The organism is Lysinibacillus sp. EB271-A1-10B (assembly GCF_058791335.1).
Window position 1 is genome coordinate 1 of sequence record NZ_JBYTDL010000034.1, and the last position, 21,668, is coordinate 21,668.

Here is a 21,668-nt window from a genome sequence, read left to right on the forward strand (position 1 = left end):
TAAGCTCTTTAGCGCCGATGGTAGTTGGGGGCTTCCCCCTGTGAGAGTAGGACGTCGCTAGGCACCTTAAAAAGTCGTGGATTTATTCCTCGGCTTTTTTTTTGCAATTTTTTTAGTCAAACATATTGGTTCCTGCCAATTATTAATCCAAAGGTGGGAAATGAAGAATCTTATTATAAAGATCGATGCTAAGAAACTTTTATTAAAATAGCTTACGTCTTTCGAAGCTTATTATCTATATCTTTTTATAAAAGTGAAGTTAACATAGGGCAAGATTGACAACAAGTCATACAAATGTTGTTTGGAAGTACTTTCTGTAAAAACTTTATAGCATTTAAAAAGAAAGTATATTGAACAATGATTGATCAATATACTTTCTTTTCCTGTAATATAGTAAACAGTTTATATAAAGTTGATGGGTTAACGAGACAAATCTCTTTTTCTCCAAGTCGTTTTTCAAATTTAGGCTTAGCATTAACTTTTCTATGGTATCATCAGTTTCAAAAATCCTTAGTATTGTAGCATTTCAGGATATTCTTTACCTAGTGTCTCCACTTTCGATTGGATTTTTTATTCCTTTAATCCCAAAACCTAGTGATGTATAGAGTGAAAACAATGAATCAATAACTATGTCAAAAATAATCACCCTTCATCAAAACCTAAATTAATCGGCTCTAATGGCAAGTTTTTTTCTTGACCAAGCATATTTGTTGATGTAACAGATAAATCTACTTCTTCAAACTTAAATCCATCAGCCCACACTTTACCTGTTCCTATTAATAGAATACCGAAGTGAATTGAAGCACTTTCTTTTGGTACATCTAATACAATCGAATAGAAGTTCCAGTCTGTTGTACCTTGAATAGGTCTATTATCCATATTATCAAACTGAATCACGTCACCTGTACTATTATCTACGCGACACCAAGCTCCACATTTTACAACTTCGTCTGTTTTTAAGAAACAAGACAGTTTTATACGTTTCCCTAACCAATTTTCTGCTGAAAAACTTTGCATCATTGTCCCGAATTGCCCTTCACCTACATCCGTTTTCGAAGCCAGTAAACCTGATTTCATGCCTATATGAAATATTTGTCCATCCGTTTTCATTTCGTAAAAAGTAGGGTGTGAACCACTTAAAATCCAGCCTTTAATAGTCGTTAAATCACTCATGTTTTTTTCCTCCATCCCTTGAAGTGTTCGCATGATCTTGCGATATTTGCCAGGTGGCATTTTATATAGCTCTTTAAAAGAACGTGTGAATGCTTCTTGTGATTGATAACATAACTCAAACGCAATTTGAATTATTGATTCATCTGAATATAATAAATACATTGCTGCTATTGCCAGTCTTCGTTTTCGAATATATTCACTTATCGTCAATCCAGTTTCTTGTTTGAAAATACGTGATAAATGAAATTTTGAATAGCCAATATGTGATGCGTAATCATCTAACTGCCATTCATCTAATAAACACTCTTCTAAAGAATAAATTACATCTTGAGTCACTTTGCTATACATATTGCTCACCTCACTTCCTAAGTTTAGAGGATATATCATTTTATTTTTTGATATTAATTGCTATTTTATTTCTCTTTCTATAATCGGATGTATAGTATAAAAATTGATTTTGCAATCTAATCCCAAAAGAGGGGGGCAAACCGAGACACTTATTAAACAATCGCGCCCAATCGCTGAGATGATTAAATCCCATAATAATCTCCCTTACTTATACCTATTTAATATTTCTTCTGGAATATGACAATAATCATCTGGGCATCTAGCTAACCTATCTTGATGTTCTTCTGCACTTCTCATATAGTTTGTAAGAGGTAATACTTCAACAACTATAAGGTTGTAATCATTTCTCTCACTAAGAAACGCCTTCGCCTCTTTTAAGTGGTCATGTTTTTCACTATATATTCCTGTTCTGTATTTCTCGCCAACATCCTGTCCTTGTTTATTCAAACTGTATGGATCAATGATTTCAAAAAAATATCCCATTAATTCCTTGATTGTTACAACTGTCGGATCAAATTCTGTTTTTACACATTCGGCGTACCCATCATAATCACCTTCAAGTGTACGACTTGTTCCATTAGCTCTTCCTGCTTCCGTAAACTTAACTCCAGGTAAAGTTTTTATAAAAGCTTGTACTCCCCATAAACATCCACCTGCAAAATATACTATTTCCATATTGACTCTCCTCTTTGTGTAAAAATAAAAAAATTCATTCCAAGTAAATAGGGGGAAATGTAGTAACTAAGTCTACTACAAATTAAAGTAATGACAAATTTTATTATTCTACAATATGGCTCGATTGTTGAACTAAACTGCGCCGGTAGTTCAATAAAGAAAAAAAGAGCTGCATATGCAACTCAGTGATCTATAATTCACGTTAGTTCAACAAGCACATTCACGTATCTTTCGCTACTGACTCGTTTATTAATTTGCAAAGATAGCCGACTATGTACTCTCTGCTTGTCGTTTCTTCAATATCATTATTCTCGGCAAGGTCACCTATACCTTTATTAATTGCGTCCCATAGTGGTGTGCCCTCAAATTGTTCATACGGATGTGACATACTACTGTATACCTCCAAAGCATCCTTGTTAGTTCATTACTTTAATCATAACATATGCTTTGTTGAACTATCCTGTTCCGTATTTCTTCACACTCTTTAGAGTGATATAAATTTAAATACCTAATAAAGAATTACCTTTAGCATAGCTGCAAGGAGATATCTAATCATGATAATAGGGTCATCGATTTACTCCCTTTGATTTATCATAGCTTTTAGAAGCCAAAGAAAACTGTATGAAAAAAGTGAAATTACTATCATGCGATAGTAACTTCACATAGCTTGTTGACGAGGTTATTTCCAATTAAAACCTTTTTTCGCTAAGAAATCTTTAATATGAGGACGGCGCTGTTCAATTAAGAAATCAGCCATTTGCTTTGTCCAGTTATCAATTTTTCGATTGGATGAGCGATTATTATAGTATGCTTCCATTGTGTCATTGTAAGCTGGTAAAAGCTCCTCGTATTTTTCTGTATTGTATTCATTTTCATGTAATACTGCTGCGACAGGTAAACGAGGTTTTACTTCATTGCGACGTGCAGGAACCCCAATTGTTAAGCCGAATAGTGGGAAAACATAGTCAGGTAGATTGAATAATTCGCTTATTTCTTCTAGCTTATTACGCACTCCTCCGATGTAACAAATTCCATATCCCATAGATTCTGCAGCAACAACAAAGTTTTGCGCGAATAATGATACATCGGCCACCCCAACAAGTACATTTTCTGCGGAATCAGCAACGATGTCTACACCTTCTAATTTGCCTGCTGATTGAAGACGTTTGAAATCTACACAGAAAACAAAGGCACCGCCAGAAGTTTCGTATTGACGAGGATTACCTGAGAGTAACCCTAGTTTTTCTTTTTTCTCTTCATCTGTTACCCAAATAACACTATAGGCTTGCACAAAATGTGATGTAGCAGCCATTTGTGCAGTAGCAATTAATTCTTCAATAATTTCCTTTGAAATCGGATTTCCATCATAAATACGAACCGAAGAGTGGTTGCGTAATAATTCTTTAACCATTTATTAAATCTCCTTTTCCTCTTTCTATATATCAAGAGCATATCACGCTTCATCATCAAAATCGAATTTTTTTGGTACTCAAATTATTTTTAAATAATTTAAGAATGCATAAAATTTCTCGTAAAGTAAAATATTTTGTTACTTATAGATTAAAAATTCTGAATAGTTTAAACTTATATGTGGGAGGTTTATTTGGTTGGATTTCTAATAAATGGATAAAGGCGCCGATAGGAATAAACCGGGTAATCTAGTTGAGCATAATAAAGTGGGATGGAGGAATAAGGATGGAAGAAAAGTTGGTGAAAAAGCTTCGAAATGAACAGCTACGGAGCAAGGTAGTAACAGCAGATGAAGCAGCGTCTTGGATTAAGGATGGTATGGTACTTGGGATGAGTGGATTTACTCGTGCGGGTGACGTAAAAGTGGTACCACTTGCGCTTGTGGAAAAAGCTAAAAAGGAGAACTTCAAGGTAGATGTATATACAGGTGCATCACTAGGCCCAGAAGTCGACCAATACTTAGCAGAAGCTGGCGTTATTCGTAAACGTGGGCCTTTCCAAGCAGATGCCGGCATTCGTAACAAAATTAACAGTGGTGACATCACATTCGTTGATGCGCATCTATCACATAATGCGGAGCTAGTACGTCAAGGTATTATCGGTCCCATTGACTTTGCGATTATTGAAGCAGCTGCTATTACAGAAGACGGCTTACTAATTCCTACAACTTCAGTTGGTAACTCTCCGATTTTTGTGCAAGAGGCAGACCAAATAATTATTGAGTTGAACGTAGCTCAGCTTGATGAATTAGAAGGTGTCCATGATATTTTTGTACCAGGACTACAAGGGCAACGTGATCCAATCCCATTGCAAAATGTATCCGATCGGCTTGGCACAATTGGTATACCACTAGATTTAAATAAAGTAAAAGGCATTGTAATTTCAGATATTTTAGATGCGCCATCCACGATTGTTCCTGCGGATGAAGAAACGGATATTATGGCTAATCATTTATTAAATTTCCTACGTGAAGAAATTAAAGTAGGTCGTTTAACAACAAGCTTAAGGCCCATTCAATCGGGTGTGGGCTCAGTAGCAAATGCCGTTTTATTAGGTTTTAAAGATTCTGAGTTTGAGAACTTAGAAGTATATTCAGAAGTATTGCAAGATGCGATATTCGAATTAATTGATGCCGGAAAGGTAAACTTCGCATCTGCTACTTCAATTACGCTTTCCGAGGAAGTTGGAAATAGAGTTTATGGTAATTTTGAAAAATATACAGATAAACTAGTATTACGACCGCAAGAGATTTCTAACCAACCAGAAATTATTCGCCGACTCGGGTTGATTTCTGTTAATACGGCATTAGAAGTAGATATTTACGGGAATGTGAATTCTACACATGTTTCTGGCACAAAAATGATGAATGGAATCGGCGGTTCTGGAGACTTTGCGCGTAATGCACGATTAGGTATTTTTGTCACAAAATCTTATGCAAAAGGCGGAAATATTTCTAGTATCGTTCCAATGGTGTCACATGTAGACCATACAGAGCATGATGTAGACGTCATCGTAACAGAGCAGGGAGTAGCAGACTTACGTGGGCTTGCTCCAAAAGAGAGGGTTGGACTCATTATCGATAACTGTGCACACCCGGAATATCGTGAGCAGCTATGGAAGTATTTTAATGATGCCAATGAAGCAACTGGTGGACATCATACGCCACATATTTTAGAAAAAGCGCTCTCATGGCATGTGAATTACGCAAAAAATGGCACGATGAAGAACCCAGCTTTATCGAAATAATAAATTAAAAAAGCCTTGAAGGATAGTTTATTTGTTCCTTCAAGGCTTTTCATTGTTAATAACATAATCCAAAAAGCTCAGGTATCTGTGGAATAGACGGGGAGGCCTACGAAGTGATCGGGTAATCCCCGAAATGCTCTGCGCCCGAAGAAAAACAAAGTTCCAAAGCTTCTTTTTACAATAATCCAATCCATTTCCAATATGTTGCGGAGAATAGAAGAACTAGGATGTATCCAATGATCGTTAATGGAATACCAGACTTTAAGAAATCCTTTGTTGTAAAGGCTCCTGTACCATAGGCAAGCATATTTTGCGGTGCACTAATAGGTAAGAGGAAGCCGAAGCTAATAACGAATTGTTGCACGATAACGAAACCAACCTGATCGACATTAGCTGTTAATGTTGAGGCTAAAACGATAAATACTGGTATAAGCGCAGATGCTAAGCTTGTTGCGCTCGCAAAGCCTAAGTGAATAAGAATATTGAATAAAGTGACAAGGGCAATGGTTGCAAGAATTGGCATAGAATCTAAACCGAGTGAACCGAATACTTTATCAGATAACCAAGATGCACCTTTAGTATTAAGCAAGACTGTTCCTAACATAATTCCTACTGCAAAGACGATAATTGTACCCCAAGGAATATGCGGTTCAACTTGCTTCCACGTATAGACACCTATTTTGGGCATTAATAAAATGGCGATTGCAACGATTGTGACCGTTGTCGTATCGAATGGGTGGAGTTTGCCCTCAGTAGCCCAGAAAAATAGTAAAACGGCAGATGTTATGATTAATCGAATTTCGGGAGCTTTTAGTGGGCCAAGTTCTGCAAGTTGTTTTTTGATTACTTCTCGGCCACCTTCGATATTACTTGTTTCAGGCTTAATTAGTGTAATCATAATGAAAAATAGAGCTACTGACATGATGATGGAGAAGGGGGCTGCGTAAAGCAACCAAGCACCCCAAGAAATATCCACACCAAATTGTTCTTTAATGAAATTTAAAGCAACCATATTTTGTGCTGCTGCTGTTTTAATACCGATATTCCAAATGGAGACAGCTTGCACAGAGGTAATGACAAGTAAAGCAGCAAGTCGACTATCACGTGGTAAACCAAATGCCGCTACCATTCCGAGTAGTATTGGTACAACTGCGCCTGCACGTGCAGTAGCAGAAGGGACGAAGAATGCGAGTGCAATCGATACTAAAATAGCACCGAAGACAATGGCTTTCGTTTTTGTCCCTACTAGTGAAAGAATCCATAGCGCAAGACGTTTATGTAAATTGGTAATTTGCATGGCTGCCGCTAGGAAAAGAGCTGCGGCTACTAGTGCAACTGCTGAATTACTAAATCCGCTTAATGCTAATTTTAATGCATCGGATGTTCCTAGCTCTCTCGTTGGATCTTCCATTGACGGAGCTAATCCTAGTAAAACTGTAACGAGAGCAATAATCATGGCAGAGCTAACGGGATAGGATACTGCTTCTGTAACCCATAGGATGACCGCGAAAGCTAAAATAGCCAAAGCCCGTTGTCCAGCTACAGGTAAATCGCCGTTGTTCGGTAAAAAAGTTATGATGATGAGGGATGCGAACGCTAATGCAATCCAGAGTGGCTTTAAATTACGTTTCGGTTTTGCTTGTTCAGAAGTAGACATACTTTCTCATCCTTTCTAGCATTTTCTATAACATCGACTAGTAAAATGCTTTATTAAGAAAGTAAATTGTCTATTTATTGTAAAAAAAGCTAGTGTGTTCAAATGCTTTCTAGTTATAGCGATAATGGGCAGTTACGAGAAAATACGCGGTCATAGAAAAGACAAAAATATCCAAAATATATTAGTTTTTCTTCTTGAATGCTGAGGTAACTTTAGGCTCAGTTCCTAGCATCAATCGTTTAATATTTTCGATATGCAAAATGATGGCTATACCAAAAAGAAATAAGGCTATACACGTTGGGCCGACCCCAGGAATCCATAAATATGTGGCTGTGCAAAAAACGAGATAAAATTCAAGTACACCGACAATTAAAAAGCTCGTCACGAAAGAAAAAATAACAAATAAAATGAGTGCAAATAAGCCAACTTTCCAATCAATCGCAAGTAATATCCCGATAATTGAAGCAGTTCCTTTGCCGCCATTGAAGCCCATATAAAATGGGAAATTATGACCTAGAATGACACCGGCTGCTACGATATAAATAAAGAGCCAAACTTGTACTTCAGTTAATTGTGTTATATCAGCAAGATAGACATGTGCACCGATTATAGCTACAACACCTTTACCGATATCGATAAGTCCGACTAATATGCCGTATTTCCATCCAAGGGAAAGCGTGGCATTAGAGGCACCTGCATTGCCAAAACCAGTCTTTTTTAAATCTACCCCAGATAAAAACTGAGCAACTTTAGAGCCATGAATACAGCCAATCAAATAACCGACAAGAAGAAAAATGATAACGGCTTTTAACATAAAAGTCCTCCTTTCTATATAATAAGCTCATCACCAAAACGTGTGATTGATTTCCGTTCCGGCTGGGCGCTTTGTTGCTGACGCTGGCTTCGCCTCCACTCCAATCAACTAATAAAAAGGGCGTATATTTTAACAAATTTCACCCCGAAACTTTTAGTGATGAATTATGTAACACTAAAATAATGTATGCGTTCGTAATACGTAAAAAAGCAGACAGAAGTTTCGGAAAAAATAAAATTTTAGTGTTGACAGAGAAAATGTCTATGTTTATACTTTGTAACAACGATGGAAATTGAATCACATACTCTTATCAAGAGCGGCGGAGGGATAGGCCCTATGATGCCCGGCAACCAGTAAGTGACGAGCTTGCTAAGGTGCTAATTCCTACAGATTCTTACTTGGATCTGACAGATAAGGGGAGGAAAACTTGCAACCGCAACCCTCTTCTTAGCTGAAGAGGGTTTTTGTTTTCTACTTAAAAAATCCTCCTCATCTCCGGTGCCATCGTAAAAAAATAACCATATGGAGGTATACAATGACAAATTTTAAACCAGAAACATTGCTGTTACACGGTGGCCAAGAGCCGGACCCGGTAACAGGATCTCGTACAGTACCCGTATATCGCTCAACGGCATTCGTTTTTAAAGACACTGCTCATGCGCAACGTCTTTTTGCCTTAGAGGAAGCTGGCAATATTTACACACGAATTACAAACCCAACTGTAGATGTTTTTGAAAAGCGCGTCGCTTTATTAGAAGGCGGTACAGCAGCGGTAGCACTTTCATCTGGTGCAGCAGCTATTGCATTTTCAATTTTAAATCTAGCAGTGGCAGGTGATGAAATTGTTGCAGGTAGCTCTTTGTACGGAGGTACTTATAATTTATTCGCCAACACACTACCAAACTACGGTATTAAAACAATTTTTGTAGACGAAACAAATCCAGAAAATTTCCGAGCAGCTATTACAGATAAAACAAAAGCAGTGTTCGCTGAAATTTACGGTAACCCAAGTTTAAAAGTGCTAGACATCGAAGCAGTAGCGAATGTAGCACATGAAAACGGCTTACCATTAATTATTGATAGCACATTTGCTTCACCATATGGCTCTACACCAATTGATTTCGGTGCAGATATCGTTGTTCATTCCGCAACAAAATGGATTGGCGGCCATGGTACAACTTTAGGTGGCGTTGTAGTAGATGCAGGGAAGTTTGATTGGACTCGTGGACGCTTCCCAGGCTTTACAGAGCCAGATGCTTCTTATCACGGTTTGCGTTATGGTATTGACACAGCAGCGGCTGCATTTGCCACAAAACTGCGAGTGCAATTACTACGCGACTTTGGACCAACATTAAGTGCAGATGCAGCATTTAATTTATTACAAGGTTTAGAAACGCTTCATTTGCGTATTCCTAAACACAATGAAAATGCATTAGCGGTAGCTGAATATTTACGAAACCACCCATCTGTGGAATATGTAAATTACAATGGATTAGAAGATTTCCCTACCCATGAGTTAGCTAAAAAGTATTTGAGAAATGGCTTCGGATCAGTGCTTACATTTGGTATTAAAGGTGGGCGTGAAGCAGGGCGTAAATTAATCGATAGTGTGAAATTATTCTCGCACGTAGCAAATGTAGGGGATGCGAAGTCATTAATCATCCATCCAGCATCTACTACACATCAGCAACTATCAGCTGAGGAGCTAATCCAAACTGGCGTAACCGAGTCGCTCATTCGCTTATCCATCGGTTTAGAGGCAGTAGAGGACATTATTGCAGATTTAGAACAAGCTATTGAACAAGTAACAGTTTCACAACAACAAGTAGAAGCCTAATAAATAAAAGAAATTGGCTAATGTTGTAGCGTTTACGTGTTTTCCCATTCGATAGGCCTCATTTGGTAATACGTAAAACGTTGCTGCATCATCCGCTTGCCTCATTCGGTAAAGGTAACTGAAATTCTTTAAAAATAATACCTAGTAATTCAATAAGTATTGTTGACTTGTTTAAATCCTTGTTTTATACTAGGAAATAAGAAAATCGTTCGACATTTAGTTTTCATAAGTGCTCCCCCACTTTTGAAATATATGAAGCGGAGTAGTTGCTAAGTCAGTAACTACTCTTATCTACCAATACTGATGATAAAGGAGTGTTTTAAATGGGAAATGTGTATAGTGCGCAAAACATTGCATCTTATCTTATTTATGAGTTAAATGAAGGTCATGTTTTTGTGAACAACATGTCCATTCAAAACATACTTGCATCAGTTGAGAGTAAATGGCAAGAGAACTTTGGACATTCAGCTTTTAAGGAGTTTGTTTATGTCAAAGAAGAAGGCTATACAGTAAAAGAAGTTTTTGAGACTTATGAAGGCTACGGAGCAAGTCATATTCCTCTACCTGCGACAGAGTATTACTTAAAATACGGCACGTTCCAATTAGTTGAACGTACGTATGCAATACCAAATTTTAAGCTAGAGGAAATAAGACTGGTGCAACAAGTGCTAACACAATATCGTTATAAATTACTAGCCAAAGCTAGTTAAATCCCTCATATAATTATGCTCATTCTCTGCTGCTACAGGGAATGAGCTTTTTAATTAGATGTTGGAAGATATAGTAACATAATTGAAAAAATTTTTATTAATATATTTCAAAAGAACAATTTTTAGGAATGTATTTACATAAATATAATAGAAGAAAGGCATTTATTTTTGGCTCATCACCAAAAGCTGTGGGTGATATTTGTTAAAATTAAACAAATATAAGTTGATTGGAGTGGAGGTTGGGCGACTCCTTGGGGATCAGCGTCACAGATGAGACCCTGGAGCGAGCAATGCGAGTGAAGCGGCTCATCGGACGCCCCCAGGAAAGCGCCCAGCCGCAACGAAAATCAACCCCACACTATTGTGATGATCCTTATTTTTATATGAATCGTCAATATTTGTTCAATTATTTTATAGATCAAGTGAAAAATCATATAATAAAAGGAATGAAAACGATTTCCTTTGCACTTCTAGGGGAAACAAATGTCCATCCTAGAAAGATTTTTCTTGTGCAATGTATGTATTTACGATACAATCTTCAATAAGTTAAATTTTGAATTATTTGAATTTGTGTGTTTCACAGACTGTATTTTCATTCAGAATATTTTTTGTAGTGAGAGTGAAACACCATGACTAAATATCTGTCTGAAGACGAAGTGTTAAACACGGCAAACTGACCTGCTTTGTAAAGTCAGCGAACAATTCAAAATCTGTACGAATTAAGCTGAGACGAAATAAATATAATGAAACTGCGGAATGTAAGTTGGAGGGAATAACAGAAATGGCAACTATAAAGGCAGCTATATTAGGATTTGGAACGGTAGGTCAAGGAATTTACCATATATTAAACGAAAAGCGTGAAGAGCTTAAAAATAAATTAGGCATTGAGCTAGAAGTAGCAAAAATTTTAGTTACAGACGCCAGCCGTGAACGCGTACCAGGGACAGCACATTTAATGACAACTAGTATGGATGAAGTTTTAGCTGAACCAGGTATGCAAGTTGTTTTTGAGGCGATCGTGAATGAGGAGCCAGCATTTACCTACTTAAAGCGCGCTGTTGAACATAAATGTCATGTTATCACAGCTAACAAAGTAATGTTTGCAAAGCGAGGCTTAGAGCTACAGGACCTTGCAAAAGCAAATGGTGTGTTTGTGGGCTTTGAGGCAACAACCGCTGGTGGTGTACCAGTCATTAAAACGATGAAAAACATTTTGCTTGTCAATGATGTTAGTCGTATTCAAGGTGTTTTAAATGGGACATCCAACTATATTTTAACGAAAATGCGTTCACAAGGCTGGTCGTTCGAAACTGCTTTAAAAGAGGCGCAAAATTTAGGTTATGCAGAGGCAGATCCATATAATGATATTTCCGGACAGGATGCCTTTAAAAAATTAATGATTTTAAGTGCTTTAGCATTTGGTGAACAACCAGATTGGGCTGACGTCGAGGTAGTTGGCATCGATAGTATTTCGGCAGAGCAAGTAAAAGAAGCGTGCGAAAAAGGCTTGCGTTACCGCCACGTTGCTGAGGTTGAGAAGCTAGCCGATGGGAAAGTGATCGCAAAGGTTGGTCCACAATTAGTAGATAAAGAACATCCGCTTTATCCTGTTGATGACGTCAATAATGCAGTGGCATTGGATACAAATTATATTGGTACTTTAACGCTAGTTGGACCTGGGGCAGGTATGTATCCAACAGCCAGTGTAATGGTAGAAGATTATGCCGAAATTATCGGTAAAAGAGCCGGGTTTGTCGTAACAATATAATAGATATGCCTATCATTCAACAATGCTCAATTTGTTTGAATGATAGGCATTTTTTTAATCCTCATCTTTAACATCAATATCCTCTGGAATAGGAGTATTCCGCCAAATTTCAATTTCCTCTTTAATACGATCTAGCTGATCAAAATAAGTACTAAACTGCCCGCTATTAATCAGTATTTGGTCCCCATCGTATACTGAACGAATACGGCCCTCGTAAACTAAGCGAAGTATTTGATCCTCTGGCATACCAAGGTCGATGGCTGTTTCTTCAATTGTTTTATACATAATTTCGCTCCTTTTGTTGTTTATATTATAACCTCCCGTTAAAAGAAAGCCTACTGTAGGTTAATAAATGAAAGAAAAAGGAAAATGGTAATTGTTTACTTTTTGATAAATCTGTATTATTAATGTTAATGGGCTGTGGGGCTATTATTAACAATGTCTTTTTTTCTAATTAATTCGTCTAACAGGTACAACCATTTGAACGATTGATAGCACCTTTGTCTTTTTTTGTTTAGAAGGGATACTATGTTATTGACTTGCTAATATCCTGTATATAAGTTTGATTTCCGTTCCGACTGGACGCCCCCCCGGGAAAGCGCCCAGTCGGAACGGAAATCAACCACACGTTTTGGTGATGAGATTCATTAAAATCTTAAGAATTTCTTCATTTTTATAATAACTGGTTTTTAAGATTTAAAAGGTACACTATTTATTGAGAGCGAGGTGTATATCATGACGAAACTAACAGTTCTTGTTACAGACGATGATCAAGATATTCGTGATGGTATTGAAATCTATTTAAAAAATGAAGGCTACAATGTCATTAAAGCTGCTGACGGCTTAGAGGCAATTGAAAAATTAGAAAACAATGAAGTACATTTAATTATTTTAGATATTATGATGCCGAATATGGATGGAATTACAGCGACGTTTAAAATTAGGGAAGAGCGCAATATTCCAATTATTATGCTTAGTGCAAAGGCAGAGGATGGCGACAAAATTCATGGTCTATCTGTAGGCGCAGATGATTACGTTACAAAGCCTTTTCATCCGTTAGAGCTATTGGCTCGTGTGAAATCTCAGCTGCGACGTTATGTACAACTTGGGACGTACAATGAAGGTGCAGCAAAGGTGGAAATCGACGGTCTTGTATTAGATGAAGATGCAAAGGAAGTCAACTTAGAAGGCGAACCTGTTCGATTAACGCCAATCGAATATAAAATTACGGAATTACTAATGAAAAATGCAGGACGTGTATTTTCGATAGGAGAGATTTATGAGCGTGTATGGAATGAGGAAGCTTACAATGCAGAAAATATTGTGGCTGTACACATTCGAAAAATACGTGAAAAAATCGAAGCAGATCCGAAAAATCCACGTTATTTAAAGGTGGTGTGGGGCGTTGGCTATAAAATGGAAAAATAAAATAGAGCAGTATGTTACAATTGCAGGGTTTGTAGCAGGGGTTATTGGACTAATTTATTTTGGCGTGTATGCGTATCAGATAGTAACTGCCCACTCTCCGGGGATGTTACAATTGCTCGAGAGAATTTTTTAGAGAGGAGTTAAAAATATGGTGAAAAATTGGAAACCTCTTCTCGCTCTTTTATGTTTAATCTGGGCAATATTCGGTATTTTTACGTTTTCAAAAATTGGGTATCGATATATTGGGAAGTCTTATTTTCAATCTGAAAATTTACAACCTCAACTTGATAATTTTCAGTCGGAATTAGGACCATTAGTGTTAAACGTACCAACGGCTGAAGATTTAAAAAGTAAAATTGTGGTGACACAAAGCGAAATCGAGGAACACCGTAATCGCTATGGATCATTAGGAGAACAGATAGGTAATATTAAAGCCCAATATGAGGCGCGTATTCAAGAAGCTGCTAATGTAAATGCCGCGGATTTAAAAGCAAAGCTTGAGAAAGAGCGAGACGCCAAAATTAAAGATATTACAACTAATTTTGGGGATGATGAGCATGTCCGCAAAAAAATTCTCACTCAAAGGGAAGAGCTTGTTGATAAATATATAAATGCAGTACAAGAAGAAGCAAAGAGTTTTGTGAAAACTAATAATCACTGGTCTTATGAATTAACGAACACGGAATCAGGTAAAACATTTCGTTCGGGTAATGTTTCAGATAGTAGTGCTTTCAAAATAAAGTATACGGACCAACATCCATTAACGACTTCAAATATTAGTAGTGGTTATTTAAACGGGATTGTTTATCAAACTGATACTGTCTTGGATACAGAGGATCTTAGTGAGAATTTTGATTACACTGGCATAATATCCATCTCAAAAAAATCAGCACAAGCAGAACAAATCATGGTGGGATATAACAATTTTATAATCCATCAATACATTTTCTTCTTTATATGGTTAACGAGTATTGTGGCAGCTATTTTTGCATGGAAAGGACGCAAAGAAGTACTACAGATGATACAAGCTTTAAAGGGAAAAGAAGCTTTGGCAAAGATGAGAATTGATTACCCAATCGGATTATTATTATTAAGCGCATTTGTATATTTGGTAGCATCTCAAATTGCTTATGAATCGATTGTAGGCAATTTCGATTCATATAATTATGTAAGATATGTAATGATTATTTTGTTTAAAATTTGTGTATTATTCATGGTTGCTTTGGTGTTCTTTGTACAGCTAATTTGGTTGTATGATCGAGTGAATACAGCGCAGAAATTAGAAGAGAATTTAAAAGCTAGTTATTTATGGTCTCTAGGTGAATCCATTACAGATGTATTTATAAACCGTTCCATTGCATTACATTCCATTGTCATGATTGGGGCAGCATTTTTTGGTGGCGGAAGTCTTGTTGCCACACTGATAGGAGGTGGCGGATTCCCCTTCCTAGTATTGGCCTTCTGTGCGATGATCGGTATTCCAGCTATGCTTCTTTTCCTTTCTAGAATGGGCTACTTAAACCGAATTATGAAGGATACAAAAGACATGGCAAAAGGGCGTTTAAATCATGATGTCAAAGTAATGGGCAAATCACCACTCGCGGAGCATGCTGAAAACCTTAATCATTTAAGGGAAGGCGTCAGTACGTCTATGCATGAGCAGGCAAAAAGTGAACGTTTAAAAACAGAGCTTATTACGAATGTTAGTCACGACTTACGCACGCCACTAACATCTATTATTACGTATACAGATTTACTGAAAAATCCTGATATTACAGAGGAAGAACGTAAGCAATACATTCATATCCTTGATAAAAAATCAGAACGTCTAAAATTACTAATAGAGGATCTTTTTGAAGTATCTAAAATGGCGAGTGGTAATATGGAGCTTCATCGCAGTCGAGTTGATTTAACCCAGCTTGTCCAGCAAGCAGTAGGGGAGCATGAGGAAGATTTAGCTCAGGCGCATTTAGATTTACGCATGACAAAACCACATGAGCCAATCTACGCCTATGTAGATGGACAAAAATGGTGGAGACTAATCGATAATTTAATCGTTAATGTATTGAAATATGCATTAGAAGGCACACGAGTTTATGTCACATTGAAACGTACAGCAGAAGGTGATGCTGAATTCACAGTGAAAAATGTTGCAAAATACGAAATTAGTGAGAATGCCGATGAGTTATTCGAACGCTTTAAGCGAGCGGATGCTTCACGCCATACAGAAGGCTCAGGCCTAGGCCTAGCCATCGCACAATCCATTGTAGATTTGCATGGTGCTCGCATGAGTATAGAAGTAGATGGAGATTTATTTAAAGTAATCGTTCGAATTCCAACAGCATAAACCAAAAACAGCGGCAATCATTTTGCCGCTGTTTTTGTTATGACGGTTTTATCCGTCGATATGGTTCTTAGTTCCGTCGCTGGGGCGGATACATCCGTCGTTACGGCATATCATACCGTCACTTTGTGGGGCTATCCACGAAATTGACGGTTCTATCCACGTTTTTGGGTGTTCTATCCACGAATTTGGCGATTCAATCCACGTTTTGACGGTTCTATCCGTCACTTCGGCACTTAGTTCCGTCGCTGGGGCGGATACATCCGTCGATATGGCCGATACATCCGTCGTTACGGCATATCATACCGTCGCTTTGTGGGGCTATCCACGAAATTGACGGTTCTACCCACGTTTTTGGGTGTTCTATCCACGAATTTGGCGATTCAATCCACGTTTTGACGGTTCTATCCGTCACTTCAGCTCTTCAATCCGTCTCATTAACTTTTCGTACCGTCGCTTCTGCGCATCCATCCGTCGTTACGCCCCATCTATCCGACACCTCGGCTCTTCACTTTAAATCGTGCCAATTCTCTAGCACTACACTTTCAACCTACACACCATTTGCGCCAGAATTTTATATTATCAAAACGAAGCGGTTCACCGGACGCCCACAGGAACGCCCCAGTCTAAACGAGAACCAACTCTACTATCGAAGAGCCACACACACCACTTTCACAGTTATAACCCTAAATTCTTAGCAATAATTACTTTCATAACTTCGTTGGTACCTGCATAAATGGACATGACGGGAATGTCTCGATATCTTCTAGCAATCTTGTATTCCTCCATATAACCGTAGCCACCATGTAACTGCATACATTGGACAGCGAGCTCACGTGCATTCTCCGTTATCCAGTATTTTGCCATTGAAACCTTTGTTACAACGTCATTTCCTGCGATATGTTCTTCTATTAAGGATTCTAAAAAGGATTTGCCGAGTTCAATTTTTGTTGCCATTTCGGCAATTTTGAATTGCGTGTTTTGGAAGTCGCTAATTGATTTTCCGAAAGCTTCACGTGATTTTACATAATCAATTGTTAAAGCAAGCATGTCTTCAGCGGCCGTTTGTGCGGCGATGGCCACTGCTAAACGCTCTTGCTGTAGCTTTTCCATCATATAGATAAAGCCTTTACCTTCTTCACCAAGAAGGTTTTCTACAGGGACGCGACAATCCTCGAAATATAGCTCGGCTGTGTCCTGCGCGTGCATGCCAACTTTTTCGAGTTTGCGGCCTTTCGTGAAGCCTGGTGTCCCGTCCTCAATGACAAGGAGGCTAATGCCACGATGTTTCTTTTCTGCCTGAGGATTTGTTTTTACAGCAACGACTGCTAAATTTGTATGAATACCGTTTGTAATAAATGTTTTTTGTCCGTTAACGACATAGTGATCGCCATCCCGAACGGCAGTTGTTTGGATGTTTGCCAAATCTGAACCTGTACCTGGCTCTGTCATAGCAATGGCTGTAATATTTTCGCCTGTAACGCATTTTGGTAGCCAACGTGATTTTTGCTCATTGGAGCCGTATGCCTCGAAATAGGGCACGACGATATCGTTATGCAGACCAACGCCGATAAGGCTTGAACCTACACGCTCTAACTCTTCTTGAATAATAACGCCAAAACTAAAATCGAGTCCGAGACCGCCATATTGCTCTTCTACTTGAGGGCATAAATAGCCCATTTCCCCAAGCTTACGCCAAAACTCAAGTGGAATAAGATGATCTTTCTCCCATTGTGGATAGTGTGGCTCGGCTTCCTCTGCTAAAAACTTACGTAAAGTTTTACGGAATAACTCATGCTCCGTTGATTCAAATTTATATTTTGTCATATGAACAACACCCCTTTTTTGCGCGTACATGCATAAATTTCCTGTTGCAACTATTATGTTACCTAAATATTCAGAAAAATTAAAGTGTATTATTTATAGTTTTTTAGGTTGCCTAGATGACAATATTGTAACTTTCCTAATTAGATTGTCATGTAAATCATACGATTAAATTATATAGAAGATGTACACTTGCAATACTGATAGTTGCCCCTTTACCCTTACTTTCTAGAAGAGAATGCTATAATCAACTAAGACTATATGAAAGTAGGGAACTAAAATATGCCTAAAGTAATTGGTGGAATTCTTTTAATAAGTATATATAGTGGTTTAACTTTTTACTTAGGGTGGGGATTAAAACAGTGGCTTGTGGCGATGGGGTGGTTCCGCTATCCAATTTTATATTGGTTAGTGCTGTATATCATTGCGTTTAGTATTATTATTAGTAGATTGCATGAGTCTTTGCGAATGTTTTCAATCATCAGTAATTACTGGATGTTTATTTTTGAATATGGATTATTGCTTTGCTTAGTAGCACACTTGATTATTTGGCTAAGTCCCTTTAGCAGTGTAAAGATAGTTGGTAGTATAGCCATTGCTATGTTGTTTGTATTAGGGGTTGTGGGCACCTATCTAGCGTATTCACCCGTTGTCCGTCATTTAGACATAACGATGGATAAAAAGAGTAGTGAACTAGAATCGATGAGAGTTGTAGTTGCATCAGATTTTCATTTAGGAGTTCTATCAAATAAAAGTCATTTACAGCGCTTCGTAACTTTATCGAATGAAGCAAAGCCAGATATCGTCTTTTTAGCAGGAGATATTGTGGATGATGATCCTAAATGGTTTGTTAAAGAGGGAATGGCAGATGTGATGAAGCAATTATCATCTACATATGGCGTGTATGGTGTACTTGGCAATCACGAGTATTATGGCAAGAAAATCCCTGAGTTTATTGAAGAGATGGAAAACGCAAATGTAAAAATTTTGTGTGATGAAACTATTAGAATCGATAATGTGTTAGTATTAACGGGTCAAGAAGATATTACAAACAAAGATAGAAAGCAATTAGATGCATTGAAGACAACTGATGATTTACCTTGGTTTGTCATGAATCATACCCCGAATGATTTAAATACGCCTGCAAAACTAGGCGTAGACTTCCATATGTCAGGTCATACACATAAGGGTCAACTATGGCCCAATCAGTATATTACTGCTCGTGTATTTGAGCTTGATTATGGTTATAAGTTGAGGGAGAAAATGCATACACTTGTTTCATCAGGTTTTGGCTTTTGGGGTCCTCCAATGCGACTAGGTAGCCGCTCTGAACTATGGGTTGTGGATATAAACTTTCGTTAAAAGGTGAACTGGACACTCAGAAATCAAACCCACGTTATGGCAATGAGCTCATAGTGTATTTTATAATATGTTTGTATTTAATTAACAAAAGGTAAGGTGACAATGTGGATATCATTGAATTATTAAAGGCGCTTATTTTAGGCTTTGTCGAGGGTATGACAGAGTTTGCACCAGTGTCGTCGACAGGTCATATGATTATTGTGGACGATATGTGGTTAAAGACAGAGGAGTTTTTAGGGATGTATCCCGCCAATACGTTTAAAATTGTTGTACAGCTAGGCTCTATTTTAGCCGTTATCGTTGTTATGTGGAAACGAATGTTAAATTTAGTGGGACTTTATAAAATTGAAGGCCAATCGAACTCAGTGAAAGGTCACTTCAATTTAGCACATGTTATTGTGGGTATGTTGCCAGCGACTATAATTGGCTTTGCGGCGAAAGATTTTATCGATGATCATTTATTTAAAGTGGAGCATGTTATTTATGCTTTAGTAGCTGGGGCAATTTTAATGATTATTGCAGATAAATTTGCAACGAAAAAACCAAGCGTTGATTCTTTAGATAAAATTTCTTATGGTTTAGCATTTAAAGTAGGGTTAGTACAATGTTTATCACTTTGGCCAGGGTTCTCTCGTTCGGGTGCAACAATATCGGGTGGTGTTCTATTTGGAATGAGTCACCGCGTGGCGGCAGACTTTACTTTCATTATGGCAGTACCGATTATGGCTGGTGCTAGTCTAGTATCTGTACTGAAAAACTGGGATACGTTATCTATGGATTATTTAGGATTCTATGTAGTGGGCTTCATTAGCTCATTTATCTTTGCGTTACTATCTATTAAATTCTTCTTAGCGCTTATTTCAAAAGTGAAATTAATGCCATTTGCTATTTATCGTTTAGTATTAGCTGCTGTACTAGCTGTTATTATCTTTATGTAATGTATAAAGTCACTCTTCTATTAAAGAAGGAGTGGCTTTTTTTTAGCGATTTTATTCTGTTCTAAGAAAAATGGTATGGTTATTAAGTATTGTTTGTAAGGTTGGTAGATTAATGCTTTTTACAAAAATAGATATTTTCTACCTATTTATTGTCATTTCAGTTGTATAGACAGTATAATTAATTTTAGAATTATTTGTTTTTAGTAGAATATACATAGGTGCGATGGGGTGTAGAACTTGTTTCATATTGGAAGTAAACCTAAGAAAAATACAATTGAGATTAGTGACGAATCAAGTATAGGCGTTATTATTCAAGATCAGGAACGTTTACAACAGTTAAATCTAGTAAATCTGACGAAAGAAGATTTGCAATTAATTAAAAGTTTAAAGCCATATGTTGAACGAAATGTCGCAGAGGTGGTAGCCGCATTTTATCAGGCAATTGAAAGTGTGCCAGACTTATGTGAAGTTATTGAAAAGTACAGTTCTAGTGAGCGTTTACGCCAAACATTACGCCTCCATATTATAGAAATGTTCGAAGGGCGTATAGATGATGCATTTTTGGAGAAGAGAAGACGGGTCGCAAAAATGCATGTAAAGATTAACCTGTATCCCAAGTGGTATTTAGCAGCCTTTCAAAATCTTGAAAAATTGTTAAGAAAGATTGTATATACGCTTCAATTAACGAGGGAAGAAGAAGAAAAGTTTTGCGAAGCGATTAGTAAAATATGTAGCTTTGAACAACAGATTGTCCTAGAGGAATATGATCATTATGCTAAGACATTAATGGAACAGCAACAGGATAGCGTTCGAGTACATGTGAAGGAAGTTATAGGTGGGATATCTACGCAGCTAGATACTCAATCTCATAGCACGAATGAAACAGTGACCGAACTTGTTGATAACGCTAAGGAAGTGAATGAATACTTGAAGGACAGTATCGACGAGGCAAAAACAATGCAAAAGGTATCGTCTGAAGGTTATTCAAAAATAGTCCAAATCAATGAGCAAACAGGGGAGATTCATCATAAAACAGTTGAAATGTCGGCTATGGTGGAGCGATTAAATCACTCTTCCTCTAAAATTAATGCTGTTATTGAAATAGTGAAAAGGATTTCTGATCAAACAAATTTACTTGCGTTAAATTCAGCTATTGAGGCTGCACGTGCAGGGGAGCACGGAAAAGGCTTTGCTGTCGTGGCGAGTGAAGTTCGTAAGCTTGCAGACCAGACGAAAAGTTCAGTTGAACAAATTGGGGACCTTATTACGATGTCGAATGGTATTACAAAACATGTTGTTCAAGCTATTCATGAGATCCAAGAGCTGGTGAACGATAGTATTGAGCAAAACTCGGATTCTTTAAAAGCGTTTGATGCCATATCTGGTTCAGTAAACGGTTCAATCTCAAACTTCCAAAACGTCGGACTAAAAATAACAGAATTGGCGGAAATTATAGAAACCATTGGAGAATCATCCGAGGAATTAAAACAAGTTGCCAATCGTTTAGATACAACAATTAGAGAATTTTAACGACTATGCATAAAACTGTGCATAGTTTTTTATTTATTAGCATA

General features: G+C 37.5%; 17 protein-coding genes and 1 riboswitch. Of the genes, 9 read left to right on the forward strand and 8 right to left on the reverse strand.

What is annotated here, in order from left to right; translation table 11 throughout:
- Positions 1 to 642: 642 nt before the first annotated feature.
- The 4 genes from AC3WSK_RS24610 to chrR form a co-directional block, all read right to left on the reverse strand.
- Positions 643 to 1,521, reverse strand: coding sequence for a helix-turn-helix transcriptional regulator (locus AC3WSK_RS24610; RefSeq protein WP_492414870.1), 879 nt, complete (start codon positions 1,519 to 1,521; stop codon positions 643 to 645).
- A 204-nt stretch (positions 1,522 to 1,725) separates the two neighbouring features.
- Positions 1,726 to 2,196 carry a peptide-methionine (S)-S-oxide reductase gene (locus AC3WSK_RS24615; RefSeq protein ID WP_079564028.1) on the reverse strand — a complete coding sequence of 157 codons (471 nt, stop codon included), beginning with the start codon at positions 2,194 to 2,196 and terminating at the stop codon, positions 1,726 to 1,728.
- A gap of 220 nt (positions 2,197 to 2,416) precedes the next feature.
- Positions 2,417 to 2,584: a hypothetical protein gene (locus tag AC3WSK_RS24620; RefSeq protein ID WP_492414871.1), complete on the reverse strand. Its 168-nt coding sequence runs from the start codon at positions 2,582 to 2,584 to the stop codon at positions 2,417 to 2,419.
- A 291-nt stretch (positions 2,585 to 2,875) separates the two neighbouring features.
- Positions 2,876 to 3,607 carry a class II chromate reductase ChrR gene (chrR, locus tag AC3WSK_RS24625; RefSeq protein ID WP_079564026.1) on the reverse strand — a complete coding sequence of 244 codons (732 nt, stop codon included), beginning with the start codon at positions 3,605 to 3,607 and terminating at the stop codon, positions 2,876 to 2,878.
- A 284-nt stretch (positions 3,608 to 3,891) separates the two neighbouring features.
- On the opposite strand from chrR, the gene scpC reads away from it, so the two are divergent.
- Entirely contained in the window at positions 3,892 to 5,412 is a 1,521-nt protein-coding gene (gene scpC, locus AC3WSK_RS24630; RefSeq protein WP_492414872.1) for a succinyl-CoA:acetate CoA-transferase ScpC, read from the forward strand.
- Positions 5,413 to 5,587: 175 nt separating this feature from the next.
- On the opposite strand, the gene AC3WSK_RS24635 is transcribed toward scpC, so the two are convergent.
- The gene (locus AC3WSK_RS24635) at positions 5,588 to 7,069 is read right to left on the reverse strand and encodes a DASS family sodium-coupled anion symporter (RefSeq protein WP_492414873.1); all 1,482 of its coding nucleotides are present in this window, start codon (positions 7,067 to 7,069) and stop codon (positions 5,588 to 5,590) included.
- Between the two features lie 181 nt (positions 7,070 to 7,250).
- On the reverse strand, positions 7,251 to 7,883 hold the full coding sequence (locus tag AC3WSK_RS24640; protein WP_079564017.1) for a glycerol-3-phosphate acyltransferase: 633 nt from the start codon (positions 7,881 to 7,883) through the stop codon (positions 7,251 to 7,253).
- 304 nt (positions 7,884 to 8,187) lie between these two features.
- Positions 8,188 to 8,301, forward strand: a riboswitch (SAM riboswitch).
- A 117-nt stretch (positions 8,302 to 8,418) separates the two neighbouring features.
- Between AC3WSK_RS24640 and AC3WSK_RS24645 the strand changes: the two genes are divergently transcribed.
- The 3 genes from AC3WSK_RS24645 (at position 8,419) to AC3WSK_RS24655 (ending at position 12,198) form a co-directional block, all read left to right on the forward strand.
- On the forward strand, positions 8,419 to 9,720 hold the full coding sequence (locus AC3WSK_RS24645; protein ID WP_492414874.1) for an O-acetylhomoserine aminocarboxypropyltransferase/cysteine synthase family protein: 1,302 nt from the start codon (positions 8,419 to 8,421) through the stop codon (positions 9,718 to 9,720).
- A 323-nt stretch (positions 9,721 to 10,043) separates the two neighbouring features.
- Positions 10,044 to 10,430, forward strand: coding sequence for a hypothetical protein (locus AC3WSK_RS24650; protein ID WP_079564012.1), 387 nt, complete (start codon positions 10,044 to 10,046; stop codon positions 10,428 to 10,430).
- 781 nt (positions 10,431 to 11,211) lie between these two features.
- Positions 11,212 to 12,198, forward strand: a complete 987-nt coding sequence (locus AC3WSK_RS24655) for a homoserine dehydrogenase (RefSeq protein WP_079564007.1) — start codon at positions 11,212 to 11,214, stop codon at positions 12,196 to 12,198.
- Between the two features lie 54 nt (positions 12,199 to 12,252).
- Here AC3WSK_RS24655 and AC3WSK_RS24660 read toward each other — a convergent pair whose 3' ends face one another.
- A complete protein-coding gene (locus AC3WSK_RS24660) occupies positions 12,253 to 12,483 on the reverse strand; it encodes a MerR family transcriptional regulator (protein ID WP_079564005.1) in 231 nt (76 codons plus the stop codon).
- A gap of 450 nt (positions 12,484 to 12,933) precedes the next feature.
- Between AC3WSK_RS24660 and AC3WSK_RS24665 the strand changes: the two genes are divergently transcribed.
- Positions 12,934 to 13,626 (forward strand): response regulator transcription factor, encoded by a 693-nt coding sequence (locus tag AC3WSK_RS24665; protein ID WP_079564002.1) that lies wholly within the window; start codon positions 12,934 to 12,936, stop codon positions 13,624 to 13,626.
- Positions 13,627 to 13,774: 148 nt separating this feature from the next.
- Positions 13,775 to 15,973: a histidine kinase dimerization/phospho-acceptor domain-containing protein gene (locus AC3WSK_RS24670; protein WP_492414875.1), complete on the forward strand. Its 2,199-nt coding sequence runs from the start codon at positions 13,775 to 13,777 to the stop codon at positions 15,971 to 15,973.
- Between the two features lie 675 nt (positions 15,974 to 16,648).
- On the opposite strand, the gene AC3WSK_RS24675 is transcribed toward AC3WSK_RS24670, so the two are convergent.
- Entirely contained in the window at positions 16,649 to 17,797 is a 1,149-nt protein-coding gene (locus AC3WSK_RS24675) for an acyl-CoA dehydrogenase family protein (RefSeq protein ID WP_492414876.1), read from the reverse strand.
- Between the two features lie 279 nt (positions 17,798 to 18,076).
- On the opposite strand from AC3WSK_RS24675, the gene AC3WSK_RS24680 reads away from it, so the two are divergent.
- From AC3WSK_RS24680 to AC3WSK_RS24690, 3 genes are all read left to right on the forward strand, one after another.
- On the forward strand, positions 18,077 to 19,156 hold the full coding sequence (locus AC3WSK_RS24680; protein ID WP_492414877.1) for a metallophosphoesterase: 1,080 nt from the start codon (positions 18,077 to 18,079) through the stop codon (positions 19,154 to 19,156).
- A gap of 104 nt (positions 19,157 to 19,260) precedes the next feature.
- Positions 19,261 to 20,094 (forward strand): undecaprenyl-diphosphate phosphatase, encoded by an 834-nt coding sequence (locus AC3WSK_RS24685; protein WP_079563994.1) that lies wholly within the window; start codon positions 19,261 to 19,263, stop codon positions 20,092 to 20,094.
- 237 nt (positions 20,095 to 20,331) lie between these two features.
- Positions 20,332 to 21,624, forward strand: a complete 1,293-nt coding sequence (locus AC3WSK_RS24690) for a protoglobin domain-containing protein (RefSeq protein WP_492414878.1) — start codon at positions 20,332 to 20,334, stop codon at positions 21,622 to 21,624.
- The last annotated feature ends 44 nt before the right edge of the window (positions 21,625 to 21,668 follow it).

Coding starts and splice junctions, on each gene's coding strand:
- AC3WSK_RS24610 (WP_492414870.1), bottom strand. CDS start 1,521: ATGTATAGCAAAGTGACTCAAGATGTAATTTATTCTTTAGAAGAGTGT.
- AC3WSK_RS24615 (WP_079564028.1), bottom strand. CDS start 2,196: ATGGAAATAGTATATTTTGCAGGTGGATGTTTATGGGGAGTACAAGCT.
- AC3WSK_RS24620 (WP_492414871.1), bottom strand. CDS start 2,584: ATGTCACATCCGTATGAACAATTTGAGGGCACACCACTATGGGACGCA.
- chrR (WP_079564026.1), bottom strand. CDS start 3,607: ATGGTTAAAGAATTATTACGCAACCACTCTTCGGTTCGTATTTATGAT.
- scpC (WP_492414872.1), top strand. CDS start 3,892: ATGGAAGAAAAGTTGGTGAAAAAGCTTCGAAATGAACAGCTACGGAGC.
- AC3WSK_RS24635 (WP_492414873.1), bottom strand. CDS start 7,069: ATGTCTACTTCTGAACAAGCAAAACCGAAACGTAATTTAAAGCCACTC.
- AC3WSK_RS24640 (WP_079564017.1), bottom strand. CDS start 7,883: ATGTTAAAAGCCGTTATCATTTTTCTTCTTGTCGGTTATTTGATTGGC.
- AC3WSK_RS24645 (WP_492414874.1), top strand. CDS start 8,419: ATGACAAATTTTAAACCAGAAACATTGCTGTTACACGGTGGCCAAGAG.
- AC3WSK_RS24650 (WP_079564012.1), top strand. CDS start 10,044: ATGGGAAATGTGTATAGTGCGCAAAACATTGCATCTTATCTTATTTAT.
- AC3WSK_RS24655 (WP_079564007.1), top strand. CDS start 11,212: ATGGCAACTATAAAGGCAGCTATATTAGGATTTGGAACGGTAGGTCAA.
- AC3WSK_RS24660 (WP_079564005.1), bottom strand. CDS start 12,483: ATGTATAAAACAATTGAAGAAACAGCCATCGACCTTGGTATGCCAGAG.
- AC3WSK_RS24665 (WP_079564002.1), top strand. CDS start 12,934: ATGACGAAACTAACAGTTCTTGTTACAGACGATGATCAAGATATTCGT.
- AC3WSK_RS24670 (WP_492414875.1), top strand. CDS start 13,775: ATGGTGAAAAATTGGAAACCTCTTCTCGCTCTTTTATGTTTAATCTGG.
- AC3WSK_RS24675 (WP_492414876.1), bottom strand. CDS start 17,797: ATGACAAAATATAAATTTGAATCAACGGAGCATGAGTTATTCCGTAAA.
- AC3WSK_RS24680 (WP_492414877.1), top strand. CDS start 18,077: ATGCCTAAAGTAATTGGTGGAATTCTTTTAATAAGTATATATAGTGGT.